Below are 17,363 nucleotides of genomic sequence, written 5' to 3' on the forward strand. Positions count from 1 at the left end.
GTGAACGCCCTCTCCCTGTCGCTCTCCGGCGCAGGGTGACCACCGTGAACGCCCCCTGACACTGTCCGGGGCAGGGTGACTGCCCCTCCCCTCTCTCCACGAAGGACGCCACCGTGCCCCAGCAGCAGCCCATCGCGTTCCCCCAGCAGCCCGAGGGAGCGCCCGACAGTGCGTATCAGCGGCTCATGTCGCTGCTCGATGGACACGGCGCCCGGTACCGCGTCATCGATCACGAGCCGGAAGGTCGCACCGAGGAGGTGTGCAGGCTCCGGGGCCAGCCGGTGGCGCAGGGGGCGAAGTGCCTCGTCGTCATGGTCAAGACCGGCAAGCGCACCAAGCGGTACTTCCTCGCGGTCGTCCCCGGCGACGCCAGGGTCGACCTGGCCGGCCTGAAGGCCCTCGCGGACGGCTCTTACGTCTCCTTCGCGTCGGCGGAACGGGCCGAGGAGTTGTCGGGCAGCGTCAGCGGCACGATTCTTCCGTTCAGCTTCCACCCGGACCTCGAACTCATCGTCGACCCGGGGGTGTTGAAGCACGAGGAGATGTTCTTCAACGCCGCACGGCTGGATCGCTCCCTGGCACTGAACACCGAGGACTACCACGCGCATCTGCGCCGCACCGGCGCGCGGATCGAGCCGATCGCCACCGGGGGCTCCGCGGACGCGCGGTGACGATCAGGCGCGAGCCGGGAGCGTGCCGGCCGCGTGCCGGCCGCGTGGGGCGGCGGATCAGGAGCGGAAGCCGCGCCACCCATGGCCCGATGGCCGAACGGGCTGCGCAGGCTATGGCAGCCCGGGACCCGCATGCACGTCGGCCGCCCGCAGCCCTGGGTATGCACGCACGTCGGCTGCCGGGTGGTCGGGGCCCGCACGCACGTCGGCCGCCGGGCGCCCAGGGCCCGACAGCAGGTAACCGCGGAACTCCCCTCCCCCGCGGGTGTGCGGCAGACGGATGAAACGCCGGCCGGCGACGAAGCCGGGCGGCTCGGCACCGCCGGACACGAGGACGACCGTCGGGACCTCGCGCGCAGCGTCGCGGAGAGCTTCGGGGGACGTACTCGCGTCATGGCCACCGGTCTGACGCGAGGAGCAACCGGCGTAGTACGCGATCGGGACGGCCTGGTCCCCGCTGACCACACACGGCGGACGCACCCCCTGCCGGTTCAGCGCGCCGGCGACCGCGGCGAAGTCGGCCGTCGTGGCACGGCTCGTGCGGATCACATGGCTGAGGACGGAGAGCTGCACGGTGAGGTGGCTCGCCAGGACCAGCGCGAGTGCGACGACGCCTGCCGGCCGCCGGGCGTGCCACAGCCGCGTGAACAGGTGGACCACACCCTCGGCCGCCGCCACGGCCAGCAGCGCATAGGCGGGCAGCAGGAAGCGCGGCGCGGCGTACTCGACCAGGAACAGGTAGGGCACCGCCATCGACGCCCCCGTCGCCGCGGCCGGCAGAACGGCGAAGCCGCGGTTCGCCCGGCGGGCGGCGAGGATTCCGGCGACCGGGACCACGGGCAGCAGCGCCCACCACACCGCCGTGGCCGGGCTCTCCCACGGGATGTCGCAGGGTCGGCACAGCGTCCGCCCCGCCAGGGCACGCAGGTGGTCGTCCACGGCGATGTTCCATCCGAGCCCGCCTTGGATCTCTCCGGCCCTGTGGAGCCGGGCGCTCAGGCCCCCGTAGTGGGCGTACGCCTCGGCCGTCCAGGGCGCGCAGCCCGCCACGAGCCCGGCGGCGATCGCCGCGCACATGCCCGGCCGGCGCCGGCCGGGCAGCAGCATCACGAGGGCCAACGGCATTGCCAGCCAGAAGCCGTCGGCAGGGCGCATCAGGGCGACCATGGCGACCGCCGCCCCGGCACCGGCCGGCTCCACCCATCCGGCAGGGCCGCGCGCGGCTCGTACGACCCAGCCGGTGGCGGCCAGGGCTCCGAAGGCGCACCAGAGGTTCGGCATCGCAGCCGGGCCGTAGAAGAGGGTCGGCCACAAGCCCGCGAACAGCGCGCCGGCGCAGGCGAGTACGGGCACGGGCAGCACCGTGCGCCAGATCCGCAGGACGACGACCAGTGCGAGGGCGGACAGCACGGCGAGGTAGATCCGCAGCAGTGTGGTGGAACCGGTGAGTGCCGCCGCTGGGGCGACCAGGTAGGAGATACCCCGGGCGCGTGGTGCGCTGAAGAACGCGGGGGGAGCGTTGCCACCGACCTGGCTGACGTAGACCGTCTCGTCCCAGGCCAGGCCGGACCCCGGTGCGACGAGAGCCAGTTGGAGGGCGAGGAAGACCACGGCGACGGCCGTCAGCCACGGCAGCGGCCGGGTGGCCCACCGGGAACGGCGGGCGTTCACGGCTGTCGGGCCCGGGCCCCGTCGCCCGCATGCCTCCGAACCGGCTTCCCGGTGACGCCCGTTGGCGTCGTGAGCGCCGTGCACCCTGTCGCCGGTTCGCACTACCTGCCCCCTCGCTCCGCCCGTGCGCCGGCATTGACGCACAGTGGGTGGACGCCAGGTCAACGACAGGGGCGGGCGTGGGTCACGGCATCCGCACCGGGCGAAACGCCTGACTGTCAGACCCCCGTCCTACAGTGCACGCATGGACGTCAACGACCCGCAGCAGGTAGGTATCGCCTTCGCCGAGATCGTCCTCGGCGTCACGGTGAGCGACGATCCGCCGGACCCCTCGTCCGCGCTCGGCCGCGTCAGAGCGTTCACCGAGAAGTACGGCGAGGACGCGCTCAGACCGGAGCACTTCACGGCGGCGCGGGAAGGACGCCCCCTGCTGCCGTGAGTGCCGCTCGCACGAGGACGTCGAGGGCCGGGCACCCCGGCATGCACCACCCGGTCCGCCGCCCGTCCGTCCCTGAAGGCCGGGGACGGGGCGGTGTTTCCGGGCCCATGAGGTCCGGGTGGTGGCCCGGTCCCGTGCAACCCGTCTTCGTCCACCCGGTTCGGACTCCACCTCCCGCGTCCCCGGCTTGTATGGGCGAGCCCGGCACGGTCCGTCGTCCCGAGAGCGTCGTGGGGGGTATCACCCAGGGCCCCCTGGGGGATACCCCCCACCGAAGTCGGGGACTGGCAGGGTCGTGTGGATGATGTGCGGTTCCTAGATTGTGGGGTGGAATCGAAGCACCGTTCCAGACACCTCCGGAGGCTCCCCCGTGACCGCCCCTGCACAGCGATCCCACGACCGGCCGGCACCCACGGCCCACTCGCTCGTCGCGGCGTTCGTGCGCTTCGTCGTCTGCGGCGGCGGCGTGGGGCTGGCCAGCAGTGGGGTGCTCGTGCTGCTCAGCGGGTCGATGCCGATGATGGTCGCCAATGCCCTGATCACCGTGGTGTCCACCGTGGTGGCGACCGAGCTGCACAGCCGGATATCGTTCCGGAGCGAGCGCCGGGGCTGGGGCGTGCACCTGCAGTCCGGGCTGACGGTGGCCGTCAGTTACGCGTTCACGACAGGGGCCCTCCTCGTGCTGCACTCCGTGCAGTCCGCACCGTCGGCTCTGGTCGAGCAGAGCGTCTACCTCTCGGCCTCGGCGCTCGCCGGAGTCGGCCGGTTCGCGCTGCTGCGGGTCGTCGTCTTCGCCAGGCCGATAACCCTGACGGCGGCCGCGGCCGAGGCGGGAGCGGTCGACGGCATCGCCGCCCCCGGCCGTCTCGCCATGGCAGCCTGAACCGCCTGATGTCCCGCTCGTGCGCCCCGGTTCACCTCGTCCTGCGCAGCTGTTCGGCAGCCGCTTCGCCACTGTGGCTGTCGTGGGAGAGCAGAGCCCAGAGGAGACAGCCGAAGGACGCGGTGTGCAGGAGGGCGCGGACCGTGTTCCACCTGACCCACCGGGCCTCGAAGGCGACTCGGGCCGCGTGGAGCCGGTCGGAGGAGGCGTCGAGCGGCACCTTGTCGAGTGCGTCGTTGAGGGGCACGTTCTGTGCGCCCGTGACGAGGAAAGCGGCGAGGTACAGCACCAGCGCGGCGATGGTCCAGGTCAGGGCCCCCGGCCTCTCACCACGTGCGGACAGGACCGCGGCGAGCACCAGCAGGGGCAGGGGCAGGAGGAACGGCGTCATGAACCAGCCGTTGATGATCGACCGGTTGATGTGGTGCATGGCCTGTACGAAGCCGTGGTCGTCCGTGCGTGCCAGGCCGGGCATGACCGCGTAGGCGAATGCGGTGAACAGTCCGGCCATCAGGCCGGTGCACAGGGTGGCCAGGAGCAGTGATGCGGTGTGCAGTGTCTTCACGCACGCTCCGATTCCGGCGGGTGATCCGTTCGGCGGACTGGACGATGACGCCGTGGTGGTCGGTGACCTGAAGAGGCGTTCACCTCAGGGCTCTTCACGCAGCGGCATCGTAATCTCGGCGCCTTCGGCTCGCAGCCGCTTTTCCTCAGGACGATGCCGGCGGTGGCGTCCTCGTGGCCTAGGTGAGTGGTGACAGGTCGATGTCGCTCGTGGCGGGAAGCGGTGCGCCGAGGCGCTCGCCGACTTCCCGGAGACGGTCGGCCTGTTCGCATGGGGATGAGCGTGGCGACGAGCCGAAACAGGACTCCTCTACGATCACCGCGTGTGCGCACATGTGGTGGTCGCGGAAGACGACGCGAAACAGGCCGAGCTCGTACGCCGTTACCTCGAACGCGAGGGGTATGCGGTGACCGTGGTCGGCGACGGCCTCGCCGCCCTCGAACAAGTCCGGCAGGAGTCGCCTGACCTGCTCATCCTCGACGTGATGATGCCGCGGGCCGACGGACTGGACGTGGTGCGCGTGCTTCGTGCCGAGGAACGCGAGCTGGCGGTGCTCATGCTGACCGCCCGGTCCACGGAGGACGACCTGCTGCTCGGTCTCGACCTGGGCGCGGACGACTACATGACGAAGCCGTACAGTCCGCGCGAGCTGATGGCACGCGTCCGCACCCTGCTGCGGCGCAGTCGGCGGGGTGCGGATCCGGTGCGCGACGACGGGGCGTTGCGGGTGGGGGCGCTCGCCGTCGACCCCGTACGGCACGAGGTGTCCGTCGACGGCGTGCACGTCGAATGCACCCCGGGGGAGTTCCGGCTCCTCGCCGCGCTGGCCGCCGAGCCCGACCGGGTCTTCACCCGGGAGCAGCTGCTCGCTGAACTGCACGGATTCGGCCGGTACATCAGCAGCCGTACCGTCGACGTCCACATCATGAATCTGCGCAAGAAGATCGAGCCCGCGCCCCGGCGGCCGGTCCGGCTGCTCACCGTCTTCGGGGTCGGGTACAAGCTGACGGACCCTCGAAAGGGGCCCTCGCATGCGTCGGCGCGGTAGGAGCGCAGGGCCGGACGGTCCACGGCGGCGCGGTGCGAGCGCAGAGGCGGACGGTCCACGGCGGCGCGGCAAGGGGATGGAGGCGGACGGTCGCCGGCTTCCGCTCCGCAGGAGTCTGCTGGGCCGGATGCTGGCCGTATCGGCGCTGGTGGCCTCCTGTTCGGTCGCCGCGACCGCCTGGCTGGCCGTGCAGACCACGTCCGGCGCGATCGAACAGGAACAGGGTGAGAACCTGACCGCCGGTGCCCGGATCCACGACACCCTGCTCGGTTACGCGGCGCGGCATCCGACCTGGGACGGAGTCGGGGCGACCGTCCGCGAGCTGGCCGACGCCTCGGACCGCAGGATCACGCTGACCACGCAGGGCCGGGAGATCCTCGCCGATTCCGCCTCCCCCTCCCCGCTGCCACCGGCTCTGCCGCCACAGGCGTCGGCGGTGGTGGACCCCCTCTCCGTGGATGCGGCCCCGACGGCCGGGACGCCGGTGGCCGTCTCCATGTCCGGCCCCGGCGGGGCGTTCACCTCCAGGAACGACCGTGTCGATCCTCGCGCCGTGGGGCCGTTCCGCCTGCCCGCGGCGGAACGGCGTTCGTTGCGGCGCACCGCCGAGGAGACCACGCGGTGTCTCAACGAGAACGGGATCGCCTCTGACGTCGTCGACGGTCCGAGCGGGCGCCCCCGCATCCAGCTCGTGGGGAACGACCCCGAGCGCATGCTGGGCACCCGGTGCGCGACCGATGCCCTCGACAGCCCGACCGGCACGGAGGAGAAGGCGCTCACCGCTCTGAACGCCCTCGTCGACGCGTGCCTGGACCGGCAGGGACGCGAGCCCGTACGCCTCGGTCTGGACCTGGCGTGGGGTACGGACCGCGAGGCGGGCACCGCGGTACCGGTTCCCCAGGAGGCGGCGGACCCGGTGACCGCGATGCCCCGGCCGACTTCGATGCCGGTGCCGGTGCCCTCGGCGGCTCCGAGGGTCCGCGACAGTGCCGACGAGCGGGCCGTCGACTCGTGCGTCGGCAGCGCGCGGCGTGAACAACTCGGCTCCTACGTCGCCTCGCCCGCACTGTTGTTCATCAGCGGCCCGGCCGGCACATCGGTCCCCGGTCTCGACCTCTCCCCCGCCAACACGGCGAAGATCGCCGGTGTCGCGGCGCTCGTCCTGGCCCTGACCGTCGGCGCGTCGGTCTTCGCCGGGATCCGGCTCGTGCGGCCGCTGCGCGCGCTGACAGGCGCAGCCCAGCGCATGCGGGACGGCTTGGCCGCCGGGTCCGAACCGGTCGTGGTCGCGTCGGACAACGAGATCGGACGGCTCGCCAGGGCCTTCAACGACATGTCCGCACACCGCGCACGGCTGGAGCAGCAGCGCAAGGTGATGGTCAGTGACGTCGCCCATGAGCTGAGGACCCCGCTGAGCAACATCCGGGGCTGGCTGGAGGGTGCGCAGGACGGCGTCGCCGCCCCCGACGCGGCGTTCGTCTCCTCCCTCCTGGAGGAGGCGGTCCAGCTGCAGCACATCATCGACGACCTGCAGGACCTGTCGGCGGCGGACGCGGGAGTGCTGCGTCTGCACCCGGAACCGGTACGGATCGGCGAGTTGCTCACCCATGTCGCCGCGGCCCACCAGGCGCAGGCCGATGCGGCCGGGGTGAGCCTGACGGTCGCCGCGGGTCTGCCCGCACCCACGCTCACCGCCGATCCCGTACGGCTGCGGCAGGCCGTGGGGAACCTGGTCTCCAACGCGGTGCGCCACACCCCTGCGGGCGGCCGTGTGACCCTGCGCGCGTACGCCGACGAGTCCGGCGAGGCGGTGGGGGTGGAGGTGGCCGACACCGGTTCCGGAATTGCGCCCGACAACCTTCCGTACGTCTTCGACCGGTTCTGGCGGGCCGAGAAGTCCCGCAGCCGCCGCACCGGCGGGAGTGGGCTGGGCCTGGCGATCGTCCGCAAGCTCGCCGAGGCGCACGGCGGAACGGCCGGGGTGGTCAGCACGGTGGGTGAGGGGTCGGTGTTCACGCTGCGGCTGCCGGCGGCAGGCCCTGATGCCCTGATGCGATGAACACAGCGTTCTGACAGCTTCCTCACAACTCCGGTCCAGGCTGTCGGCATGCCCGGCGCCCGCCGCGCAACGGCGCGGCGGGCACCAACGACGCCGGGCGGATTCGGAGTCGTCCATGTCGTCCCGTTCAACCCTGCGCACCGCCCTTCTCGGCCTCGTCGCCGCGGGCGCGGTGCTCGCACCCGCAGCCTCGGCGGTAGCGTCCGACTCGCCCAAGCCGGCCGCCACCGCGGCCGACCGTACGGCCACGCCCTCGCCCGTGCCCGAGGGCACCGAGCCGACGGAGGCCCCCCAGGCCGCCGAGCCGTCGACGGCCCCCGCACCCGCGCGGGCGGAGGCGGACCGCACGCCCGCCCTGCCGCGCGGCGGCGTCGCCGCCGGTGAGCGCCCGGTCGTGGGCACGGACGCCGCCACCACGCTCTACGGACCGGCCGCGGGCGCCGTCCTGCTGGCCGGCGTGGCCACGTTCGTGCTGCGCCGCCGGTCCGCCGCGCACCGTAACGGCTGATCCGCCACGGGTGGCGTCGCCCCGCGTGCGGGGCGGCGCCACCCGCCGTTTCCCCCGCCCGTCCGACGCACGGAGCCTCCATGTCCCGTACCACGCACGTCATCCGTAAGGCCCTTCTGCCGGCGGTCGCCGCCCTGGTCGCCCTTTCGCCGCTCACCGGTTGTTCGTCGTCCGGCGCGGCGCGGCCCGCCACCACGTCACCGTCCACCGCCGCCGGGCGCCCCGCCCAGCCCGACAGCCCTGCAGCGACGGCCCAGGTCACGGACGCGGCGGCTCCCGTCGAGGTGTCCATCCCCTCCATCGGGGTGTCCGGTCCGCTGATGCGGCTGGGCCTGAACAGGGACGGAACGGTGGAGGTGCCGCCTGCGGAGAAGGGGATGACCGCCGGCTGGTACACCGGCGGGGCCGTTCCGGGAGAGCCGGGTGCCGCTGTCCTCATCGGCCACAACGACACCCGGTACGGCAGGGCCGTCTTCCACCATCTGAAGGAGATCGCCCGGGGTGCGGAGATCATCGTCCGCGACGGGGACGGGGGACGGGCCCGCTTCGCGGTCACGGGCACCGAGACCGTGAGGAAGAACGCCTTCCCCACCGAGAAGGTCTACGGAGCCACCGGCGAGCGCGTGCTCCGGCTCGTCACGTGCGACGGCGCGTTCGACGCCGACGGGCACCCCGTAGACAACCTCATCGTGTACGCGTCGGCCCGCTGACCGGTGCGGCCGGCGCCCGGTACCCGCCCGGCCGGTGCGGGGAACGCCCCGGGTGCCACGCCGGCGGTCCGGGACCGGTCCTCGGCTGAGTGCGGTCGCCACGGCGGAGTTCACCACGCGGGCGCTGCTCATCTCGGGCCTCCGGGCCGGGGGCGACCCGGCGGGGGTGTGCGCCGTGGACAGCTGACCGGCGAGGAAGCGGATTTCCTCCCACGAACTCCTCGGTGCTCCACCACGCATGAGGACGGGCGCACGACGATCAACACCGTGCCCACGTGCGGGAAACCCCGGGTGGATACGCTACGTCACGTTCGTCCCGGCCTGAGCGGGTCACCCGCCGAGGAGAGCCGCCGGGCACGGCCCCCTGAACCACACCCGGAGGACCGACCGTTGCATCCTGGCCCCGCACCGTTCCAGCTCGTCCCCGGAGCTGCCGGCTCGCCGGTGCTCCTGCACGTGCCCCACTCGTCCCGAGTGGTCCCCGAGGAGGTGCGCGGCGGCGTCGTGCTCGACGACCCGTCGCTCGCCGCGGAGCTCGACCACATCACGGACTCCCACACCGCGGAGCTGGCGGCCGTGGCCGCCCAGGCGTGCGGAACGGCCCCCTGGCGGTTCGTCAACGGCCTGTCGCGGCTGGTCGTGGACCCCGAGCGGTTTCCCGACGAGCGGGAGGAGATGCTGGCCGTCGGCATGGGCGCGGTCTACACGCACACCACGCACCGCGCCCGGCTCCGCGCGCCCGGGTCGGACCCGCAGCCGCTGCTCGAACGCTACTTCCACCCGTACGCGCGGGCCATGACCGCGGCGGTCGACGAGCGGCTGGCCGCCACGGGGCGCGCGGTCGTCATCGACGTCCACTCGTACCCCACCACCGCACTCCCCTACGAACTGCACGGCACGGGTCCCCGTCCTCCGATCTGCCTGGGCACAGACGGCTTCCACACCCCCGCCGGCCTCCTGGCCGGGGCGCAGGCGGCGTTCGCCGGATTCGGCGGGACGGCGCTCGACAGCCCCTTCCCGGGCACCTACGTCCCGTTGAAGCACTACGGGACCGACCCCCGGGTCTCCGCGCTGATGATCGAGATCCGCCGCGACCTGTACATGACGGAGCCTGGCGGCCCGGCCGGCCCGGGCCTCACCGCACTGGCATCCGCGCTGGCCGAGCTGGTCGACGGCCTGCAGGCCGTTTGAGGCCTTCGGGTACGCACCGGAGCACGAGGGGGCGCACCCGAGGCGCATGGGGGGCGCCCAGGGCGGGCATGCGTTCGGCGGGCGACGGATACGAATACCCTTGTGTCGCACGGGAGTTCCGGCGTCCCTCGGGGGCGTCGTCCGGTCGGCGGGGGGAGCTGGATGGCCGACGGCAGAGCGGGCGGATCGGAGCGTGACGTCGCCGTGCGCCGGCACGTGGCCGCGAGCCTGAGCAGGCAGCAGGGGCCGCTGCGTCCGCTGCCCGCTCTGGTGCTGCTGGGTCCGCGCGGCAGCGGGAAGACGGCACTCACCGCGCATCTGCGCCAGTGGGGCCGGCGCGTGCCGCTGGCGAGCATCGACCTGGAGCCGGTCAGCGAGCGGGGCGGGACGCCCATCGACGTACTCATCGAGCTCGCGTTCCAGCTCAGCGCACACCACGACGGCATCCCGCAGCTGGGCTTCCCCGCGCTCGGCGCGCTGCTGGCCGCGGTCGGTACCGCCGTGGACGCGCGCGACCGCGAACGCGCCGTCCGCGACATGGCGGAGGCCCTGCGCGCGGGGCGTGCGCGGGAACACTCCTACGAGGAGCTGCAGGGGATCGTCGACGGAATCGCCCAGCTCGCCGGGCTCGGCCTGCCCGGCTGGAGTTCCGTCGTCATGCCGCTCGTCCAGGGCGGGATGCGCCTCCGGCTCGGCATGCGGCTGCGCCGCCGCTTCGCCGAGACGTCCGCCGCCGGTCCGGGCCGGGGCGCGACGGCCGACTTCCTGGTCGGCGTCAACCGGCTGTACCACGGCTACCCGGCCCAGCGTGCCGAGGCCGAACGCGTCCTGCTGGACTCCTTCCTGGCCGACCTGCGCGGCGCCTACGCCACCGGCCGCGCCGACCGGCTGCGTACGACGCACTGCCTGGCGCTCCTGGACAACGCCGACTCCGCCGTCGGTGAATCCTTCCTCGCCCTCCTGCTCGACTCGCGGGAGCGCTCGGGCCGCCCCGACCCCCTCCTGGTCGTCGCCACGGCACGCAGGCGCCCGGAGCCACTCGTCCGCGCGGAGACCGGCAGCGGGCACCGCCCCGACTACCGCGAGAGCTGGCCCCGGCCGGCCGACTTCCGGCCGCTGACCGCGGGCGCGCTGGCGGGTGGGCAGTTGCGCGACCTCAGCCGCCGCGAGGTCGAGGCGCAGGCCGGCGCCGCACTCGACACGCTGCCTGCCGGCTCCGTCCTGCCGCGCACCGACAACGCCGTGCAGTGGCTCGGCTGGCTCGTGTACGAGCTCACCCGCGGCCACCCGGCGGGCACGGCCGCGGTCCTCGACACCTTGCGGCGCATGCCGGCCGACCTGCCCTGGGACGAACGCGTGCACCGGTGCCTCGCCCCGCTCGACGGCAGCGTGCAGCCGGTGCCCGCCCTGTCAGCCGGGTCCGGCCTGCTCGAACTGCTGCTGAGGGACTGCTCGGCCCAGTTGGCCCGGCTGATGCCTCGGACCGCAGCCGGGGTGACCCTCGGCCGGGCGGAGACGTGCGACGCGCTCTGGGAGGGGCAGGAGCCCGTGCTCCGGGAGTTCGTCAGCTACTCCGCGGACGAACTGCGCACCGTGCCCGATCCCGACGAAGGGCTCCCCGCACTCCACCGCCTGACCCGCTTCCTGCTGCTGCGCCGCCTCGACGGGGCACGTGGGGCCGGCGACGACCCCGGTACGTGGACCGGCGCGCACCGGGCGCTGCGTGCGGCGGCCGTCGCCCGCGGTGACCTGCGGGCCGTCGCGTACCACGACCTGGCGCTGGGGGACCTGTCCGCGGCGGTCGACTACCTGCGGGACCGTTTCGACGAGACGGGCGCCGACGGGTGGTGCGCCGACCTCGCATGGCTTCAGCGTGCCCCGTGCCGGTGGGACGGGGCCCTGCCCAAACCGGCCCGGGACCGGTACGAACGCCTCGTCGGCGTCGCGGAGGGCGATGCCGCACGGCGTGCCATCACGCGTCTGCTGGCGGCCGGCTGGATCACACCGCACCCCCGGCCCGACGGTGCTGCCCAGCCGTACGGGGACCCGCTGGGCGATCCGTACGCGGAGCTGTACCCCGACATCGTCGAGGAGTTCCTGACGCTCCGCCGGCCCATCGGCAACGAACACGACCGCCATGTGCTGTTGCGTATGGCCCAGCGGTACGAAAGGAAGCCGTGGTGGTAGCCCCCGACGACGACGCGTTCGTCCCCCCGCGCCCGCCCCGGCGCAAGGCTCCGTGGATCGCCGTGGGCGCGGTCGTCCTGGCCGGTGCGGTGTGGGGTGGCACGGAGGCGTACCAGGCCTGGCAGCACGACAAGGTGGAGTGCGCGCCGGGCATCTCGAAACAGGGGACCCGGGCGGAGTGCATCGGCGTGACGGACGGGTCGTTCGCCTTCGACCCGTCGCTCAAGGAGGTCATGGGCAAGATCGAGGCGGAGAACGTGCGCGTCGAGAAGTCGGGCAAGGAGTACGTGTCGATCGCGTACGTCGAGCCGCTGACCACCGTCAAGGGCGAGGAGGAGGCCAAGTACGGGCTGCGCGGCGAACTCATGGGCGCGTACCTCGCACAGCGCGAGCTCAACGACCCGGACCTCGGCGCGGGGCGCGGGGACCTGCCGCAGATACGTCTGCTCGTCGGTAACCTCGGGCTCCGCTCCGAACAGTGGCGGACGCTCACCGACGACCTCGTCGCGATGTCCCATGACGGCAACCACCTCGTCGCCGTGGCCGGGTTCGGGCAGAGCCGCGGCGGCACCCGGGCCGCGGTCGACGCCCTGCGTGACGCGGGTATCCCGATGATGGGCGCGACGGTCACCGCCGACAGCCTCTCCGACGCCGCGGACCCCGGCTTCTTCCGCACCTCGGCGCCCAACCGCGACCAGGCGCGGGGAGCGGCCAACTACCTCAGGGCGCAGCAGCGGAAGAACCCCGGTTACAAGGTCGCCGTCATACGTGACCGCAACGAGGACGACATCTACAACACGTCCATGTCGAGCGCCTTCCAGGAGGCCGCGGTGAGCCGGGGCCTGAGGACGGAGGGGGCGCCCCTGGAGTTCCTCTCCGGTGTGGACGGTGTCTCCAACGCCTTCTCGTCCGTCGCCGACAAGGTGTGCGACCTGGAGCCCGACGCGGTGTTCTTCGCGGGCCGGGGCGTCGACATCCGCAATTTCATCTACTCCATGTCGGCACCCGACCGGCGCTGCCCGGTCACCCTGGTCACGGGCGACGACGCGGTCGGCGCCTATTACGGCTCCCTGGAGAGCGAGTCCCGGCGCGAGAAGTTCCGTACGGAGTGGACCGACAGCAAGGTGACCGTGCTCTACACCTCGCTCGCCCACCCGGCGCTCGCCGGGGAGCTGTACGCCGAGGCGAACAACCCGCTGCCGGACTTCCTCTCCCTCTACCGCACCGAGTTCGGCGGCGCGGCCGACGGCACCATGCAGGTGCTCCAGGACGGTCAGGTGATCATGGGACACGACGCGGTCTGGACCCTGGGCATCGCGGTACGCAACGCGGCGGGTCCGGACGGCAAGGGTCAGGTCAACACGGGCGCCACCCTGCAGATGCTGCTCCAGCTCAGCGGCAGGTCGGCGGTGTCGGGCCTCAGCGGCCCGATCTCCTTCGCCTCCGACGGCAATCCGGACGGCAAGCCGATGGCGCTGGTACGCATGGAGCCCTCGGGCGTGTACACGTTCCGGGAGGTGCTGCGGCCGTAGGGCAGGCCGAGCCGGGCCGGCTAGGCCGACAGCGCCTCAGACGACCCGGAAGACAGCGCCGGGTGATGCGTGGTCGACGGGCCCGTCGAAGCGGGCGGAGGCACGCGCCACCGCGTCCCCCGGGGTGAGGGAGCGGCCGACGTGCGTCACGACCAACCGGCCTGCCCGGGCCGCCTCGGCGGTGTCACCGGCGTCCTCGGGTGTGTGGTGCACTCGTTCACCCTCGGCCCGCACCTGCGCGCTCTCGGCCTCGCACAACAGGAGGTCACACCGCTCGGCGAGGCTTGTGAGGTTGGCGCACGGCGCTGTGTCTCCCGAGTAGACCAACGACCTGTCCGAGGTCTCGACGCGCAGCGCGAAGGCGGGAATGCCGTGCGCCACCGCCCTGCTGATCAGGGTGAGCGCGCCGGCGTGCGCTTGATGCCCGTCGTGGAGTTCATGTACCTCGAAGGCCTCTTCGACCGGGCTGCGGGCCGAGGTGTTGGTGAGGAAGTGGGCCAGCCGGCCGGCGATGCCCGGCGGGCCGTACAGAGGGATCGGCGCGGCGAGCTCCACGTCCGCGAAGAGGGCGGCGTAGTAGGCGGTGAGCAGGTCGGCGCTGTGGTCGGCGTGCAGATGCGAGATCCAGATGGCGTCCAACTCATCGATTCGCGTGTGCCGTTGCAGCTGGGCCAGCGTCCCGCTTCCCGCGTCCACCCACACCCGGGTACCACGGTGCGACACCAGGTATCCGGAACACGGGTTGTCCACGCTCGCATACGGCGTGGCAGACCCCAGAACGGTGAGAAGAAGGTCGTCGGTCACACGGGAAGTCTATGAGCTGTCCCGTAGGGCGCCGGCTGCCGGTGACAGTCGCCGAGGGGCGCGGTGGAGCACCGGCTGCGCGCCTGGCGGGCCCACCGTTCCACGGTGCGTCCCCATGCCTCACGGTGAGCCCTCCGGGTGTCGGCGGGTGGTGCGTCGCTCTGTGTCGCCGGGGTCGGGGTCATTACGGCCCGGAGGTCCGGGCCGTCACGCTTCGCGCCGGGCGCGGAGAGGGGGCGAGGGGGCCGGGGATGATGTCCGGCGGGGGGGCCGGCCGGACATCACCTTCGCGCAGGGCCCGGGTTCAGCAGGTGCCGAGGTCCTGCCAGACACCCCACTGGCCGGTGGTGCCGGGCTCCTCGCCCGTCGTCCACCACTTGGCCTTCCAGGTGTGGCCCTTGTGCGAGACCTGCTGACCGCCGGTGTAGACCGTCGCGGTGGCCCACGGTGCGGACGCGCACTGGTTACCGGCTCCGCCGGTGACGGTGAGGGTGTACGTGGCCGTGTGACTCCCGGAGGCTCCCCTGCCGGTGACGCTGATGCGGTACGTGCCCGAGGCCGCGGCCCGCGTGGTGGTCAGGGTGAGCGTCGACGAGCCACCGGCCGTCACCGACGTGGGGCTGAGTGACGCGGTGACACCGGCGGGGGCTCCGCTGACGGTCAGGCCGACCTGCTGGGCGTCGCCCGACGTCACCGCGGTCCTCACCGTGGTGGTGGCCGAACTGCCCGCCGCCACCGACCCCGAGGCGGGTGTCGCCGTCACGGAGAAGTCGTCGCCCGGCGTCGTGGTGCCGCTGGTGAAGGGCGAGAAGATGTGGGTGAAGTCCCAGGTGTTCTGCTGGATGCCGGAGCAGTGGTCGGCTGCCGGGCCGCCGGGGCAGCCGCCGTTGTCCCGCTGGAGTGCCCAGAACGACAAGGTGTCGATGCCCTTGGCCACGGCCCAGTCGTACACCTGCGTGGCGTCGGCCAGGGTGAAGGTCTCGGCCGGCCCGAAGTCGTCGACGCCCGGCATCTCGGTGACGCCGATCATGCCCCACAGCTGGGTGGACGTCTTGTCCGGGTGCAGCCGGGCAAGTTGGTCGTGCAACCCCTGAGCGGCCGTCTCGGTGTCGTCGGCCATGTCGTGGGCGGCGTTGTCGTAGTAGTCGAAGGTCATGATGTTCACGACGTCGACGCGCGTGCCGTTGCTCACCGCGTTACGCAGCACGGCCAGCCCGCCGGCGGCCAGGCCGTCGGTGGTCGTCGGCAGCGTGTAGGAGATCTCCAGCGGGCGGCCCTCGGCCGCGGCCCACTCCTGGACGAGCTTGATGGCCTTGTTCCGGCGGTCGATGCCGGCGGCGTTGTCGAGCGCGTCGACCTCGATGTCCATGTCGAGCCGCGAGACGTCGTAGGTCGTGATGACCTTCTCGTACGCCGCGGCGATCTGGCCGACGTCGGTGCAGCTGTCGGCGATCTCCGTGCCGGTGGTGTCCGCCGTGTAACCGCCGAACGAGGGAATGACGTCCCCGCCGGCAGCCTGGATGGTCCTGATGTCGGCGCCGAAGCTGGCGGGGGCGATCGGCAGGCCCGTGTCGCCGTTCCAGTACGGCGTGCAGGAGCCCGGGGACGCGGTCTGGAGAAACGCCATGGTCAGGTGCTTGGCACCCGACTCGGCTGCCATCGCCGCGGGGCTCTCGCCGGTCCAGGACTCGAAGTAGGGAGCGAAGACGTGGGCCGGCAGCGGGGTCGCCGCCTGGGCGCTGCCGGCGCCCGTCACGGCCATGCCGGCTGCTGCCACCGTGGTGACGGCAGCGGTCGCGAGCGCGCGGACGGATCGTAAGCGTCTCATGTCTGTCCCAGCTGTAGGGGGGATGGCCGCGCACCCGCGGCCCTGTGCACCGGTGTCGGGGTACGGGATACCGCTCCCGCCGTCGACAAGTCAATGGTCTGGACCAAAAGAGGACTAGACCATTCGCGACGATGGCGGTACCCGCCCCTGGTCGGCGCACCACCGCGGGGCGGACCACTTCACGTGAGAAGTGGTCCGCCCCACGGGCCCGGCAGCGGCTCAGCTCAGCGGTTCACTCAGGTCGATCGCGCGCAGGGCGGCCGCCAGGGCCGGTCGGTCACCGGTGTCGAGGGCCGTGTCGGTCAGTTTGATGACGTGTTCGTCACCGTGGGCGAGGGCACGTTCGACGACCTCTTCGGCCGTGAAGGTGCCGGGTGGTGTGAACGGCACCGGCGCGTCGGACGCGTACATCGCGGTGACCGCGGCGGAGGCCGTCCAGGCCGCTCGCAGACTCGGCACCCACAGGGCGCGCGGAAGCGCGGGGAGCGTGCGCAGTACGGCGTTGGGCGCGGTGGCCGCGTGCACGAGCATCGTGGGTTCGCCGTGACCATGGGTGGCATACCGGTGGGTCGCCGCCCGCACCAGTTCGGTGAGGCGGCGCCGCGCCGCGTCGGGGTCCGTCACATCGGCCGCCCATACCGGCAGGCCCCGGATGCGGCCGAGCCGGTCGGGGAAGCCGCCCTCTCGTGCCGAGATGGGCGTCACCGCATCGAGGGCGGCGGTGGCGCTGCCCGCGCCGGGCAACGGGGCGAGGCCGGGGACGGGGTGATGGCGGGCCGCCCAGTAACCGAGACCGTGGGCGAGTTCGGCCCGACGTGGTGCCGTGCTTTCGCCGGCCAGCAGCGTGCGTACGGCGTGGCCCACCCGGATCACCGGGTGCGCGGAGCCCCCGTACATGCCGGGCAGGAGACGCGGCCACCACTGGGCGAGCACCTCGCGCCAATCACGCTCGGCGACCTCGTGGGAGAAGTAGCCGATCCAGTCGGCAGCCCGGCGGGGATCACCGAGCGCCTCGGGCCAGTTGGCGGCGGTGACGGGCTCGACGCCGGACGGGAAATCCTCCAGCCTGGGTGCGTACAGATCGAGCCACCGGTGCACCGCACGCGCCTGCCCGCGGGCCGCGAGTGCCTCGACCGCCATCGGTGCGTGGTTGGTCAGCCGCCCGAGCCGCTCGGGCCCCGACTCGTGCAGTCGCTGCAGTGCCTCGTCCAGTGCCCCTGTCTCATCCATGGACAGGACGCTATGCGGGGCAGGGCGGCGGCGTAAC

Annotated in this window: 15 protein-coding genes; 10 read left to right on the forward strand and 5 right to left on the reverse strand. The window is 72.7% G+C overall.

All coding sequences use genetic code 11. The features are described from left to right. Window positions 1-185: 185 nt before the first annotated feature. Window positions 186-671 carry a YbaK/EbsC family protein gene (locus QFZ58_RS06555; RefSeq protein WP_307128786.1) on the forward strand — a complete coding sequence of 162 codons (486 nt, stop codon included), beginning with the start codon at window positions 186-188 and terminating at the stop codon, window positions 669-671. A 111-nt stretch (window positions 672-782) separates the two neighbouring features. Here QFZ58_RS06555 and QFZ58_RS06560 read toward each other — a convergent pair whose 3' ends face one another. Beyond that, window positions 783-2,342, reverse strand: a complete 1,560-nt coding sequence (locus QFZ58_RS06560) for a hypothetical protein (RefSeq protein WP_307123960.1) — start codon at window positions 2,340-2,342, stop codon at window positions 783-785. A 244-nt stretch (window positions 2,343-2,586) separates the two neighbouring features. On the opposite strand from QFZ58_RS06560, the gene QFZ58_RS06565 reads away from it, so the two are divergent. Then, complete coding sequence (locus QFZ58_RS06565; RefSeq protein WP_307123961.1) at window positions 2,587-2,781, forward strand: hypothetical protein; 195 nt, start codon at window positions 2,587-2,589, stop codon at window positions 2,779-2,781. A 370-nt stretch (window positions 2,782-3,151) separates the two neighbouring features. Continuing rightward, entirely contained in the window at window positions 3,152-3,664 is a 513-nt protein-coding gene (locus tag QFZ58_RS06570; protein WP_307123962.1) for a GtrA family protein, read from the forward strand. Window positions 3,665-3,695: 31 nt separating this feature from the next. Here the strand turns inward: QFZ58_RS06570 and QFZ58_RS06575 are convergent, their stop codons facing one another. Then, entirely contained in the window at window positions 3,696-4,229 is a 534-nt protein-coding gene (locus QFZ58_RS06575) for a DUF1772 domain-containing protein (protein WP_307123963.1), read from the reverse strand. Between the two features lie 322 nt (window positions 4,230-4,551). Between QFZ58_RS06575 and QFZ58_RS06580 the strand changes: the two genes are divergently transcribed. From QFZ58_RS06580 to QFZ58_RS06610, 7 genes are all read left to right on the forward strand, one after another. Then, entirely contained in the window at window positions 4,552-5,277 is a 726-nt protein-coding gene (locus tag QFZ58_RS06580) for a response regulator transcription factor (protein ID WP_307123964.1), read from the forward strand. Window positions 5,278-5,353: 76 nt separating this feature from the next. After that, entirely contained in the window at window positions 5,354-7,336 is a 1,983-nt protein-coding gene (locus QFZ58_RS06585; protein ID WP_373428525.1) for a sensor histidine kinase, read from the forward strand. Between the two features lie 115 nt (window positions 7,337-7,451). Beyond that, a complete protein-coding gene (locus tag QFZ58_RS06590) occupies window positions 7,452-7,844 on the forward strand; it encodes a hypothetical protein (protein WP_307123966.1) in 393 nt (130 codons plus the stop codon). Between the two features lie 80 nt (window positions 7,845-7,924). Next, window positions 7,925-8,554: a class F sortase gene (locus QFZ58_RS06595; RefSeq protein WP_307123967.1), complete on the forward strand. Its 630-nt coding sequence runs from the start codon at window positions 7,925-7,927 to the stop codon at window positions 8,552-8,554. Window positions 8,555-8,944: 390 nt separating this feature from the next. Further along, on the forward strand, window positions 8,945-9,745 hold the full coding sequence (locus QFZ58_RS06600) for an N-formylglutamate amidohydrolase (RefSeq protein WP_307123968.1): 801 nt from the start codon (window positions 8,945-8,947) through the stop codon (window positions 9,743-9,745). Window positions 9,746-9,907: 162 nt separating this feature from the next. Beyond that, complete coding sequence (locus QFZ58_RS06605) at window positions 9,908-11,932, forward strand: ATP-binding protein (protein WP_307123969.1); 2,025 nt, start codon at window positions 9,908-9,910, stop codon at window positions 11,930-11,932. Beyond that, complete coding sequence (locus QFZ58_RS06610) at window positions 11,923-13,464, forward strand: ABC transporter substrate-binding protein (RefSeq protein ID WP_307123970.1); 1,542 nt, start codon at window positions 11,923-11,925, stop codon at window positions 13,462-13,464. The genes QFZ58_RS06605 and QFZ58_RS06610 overlap by 10 nt, the downstream gene beginning before the upstream one ends. Window positions 13,465-13,500: 36 nt before the next feature. Here QFZ58_RS06610 and QFZ58_RS06615 read toward each other — a convergent pair whose 3' ends face one another. The 3 genes from QFZ58_RS06615 to QFZ58_RS06625 all read right to left on the reverse strand — a co-directional run bounded on the left by QFZ58_RS06615 (window position 13,501) and on the right by QFZ58_RS06625 (window position 17,326). After that, window positions 13,501-14,268 carry an MBL fold metallo-hydrolase gene (locus tag QFZ58_RS06615; protein WP_307123971.1) on the reverse strand — a complete coding sequence of 256 codons (768 nt, stop codon included), beginning with the start codon at window positions 14,266-14,268 and terminating at the stop codon, window positions 13,501-13,503. A 304-nt stretch (window positions 14,269-14,572) separates the two neighbouring features. Further along, a complete protein-coding gene (locus QFZ58_RS06620) occupies window positions 14,573-16,096 on the reverse strand; it encodes a chitinase (RefSeq protein ID WP_307123972.1) in 1,524 nt (507 codons plus the stop codon). A 219-nt stretch (window positions 16,097-16,315) separates the two neighbouring features. Further along, the gene (locus tag QFZ58_RS06625) at window positions 16,316-17,326 is read right to left on the reverse strand and encodes a questin oxidase family protein (RefSeq protein WP_307123973.1); all 1,011 of its coding nucleotides are present in this window, start codon (window positions 17,324-17,326) and stop codon (window positions 16,316-16,318) included. Between the last annotated feature and the right edge of the window lie 37 nt (window positions 17,327-17,363).

This window comes from Streptomyces sp. B1I3, assembly GCF_030816615.1.
Lineage (GTDB): Bacteria > Actinomycetota > Actinomycetes > Streptomycetales > Streptomycetaceae > Streptomyces.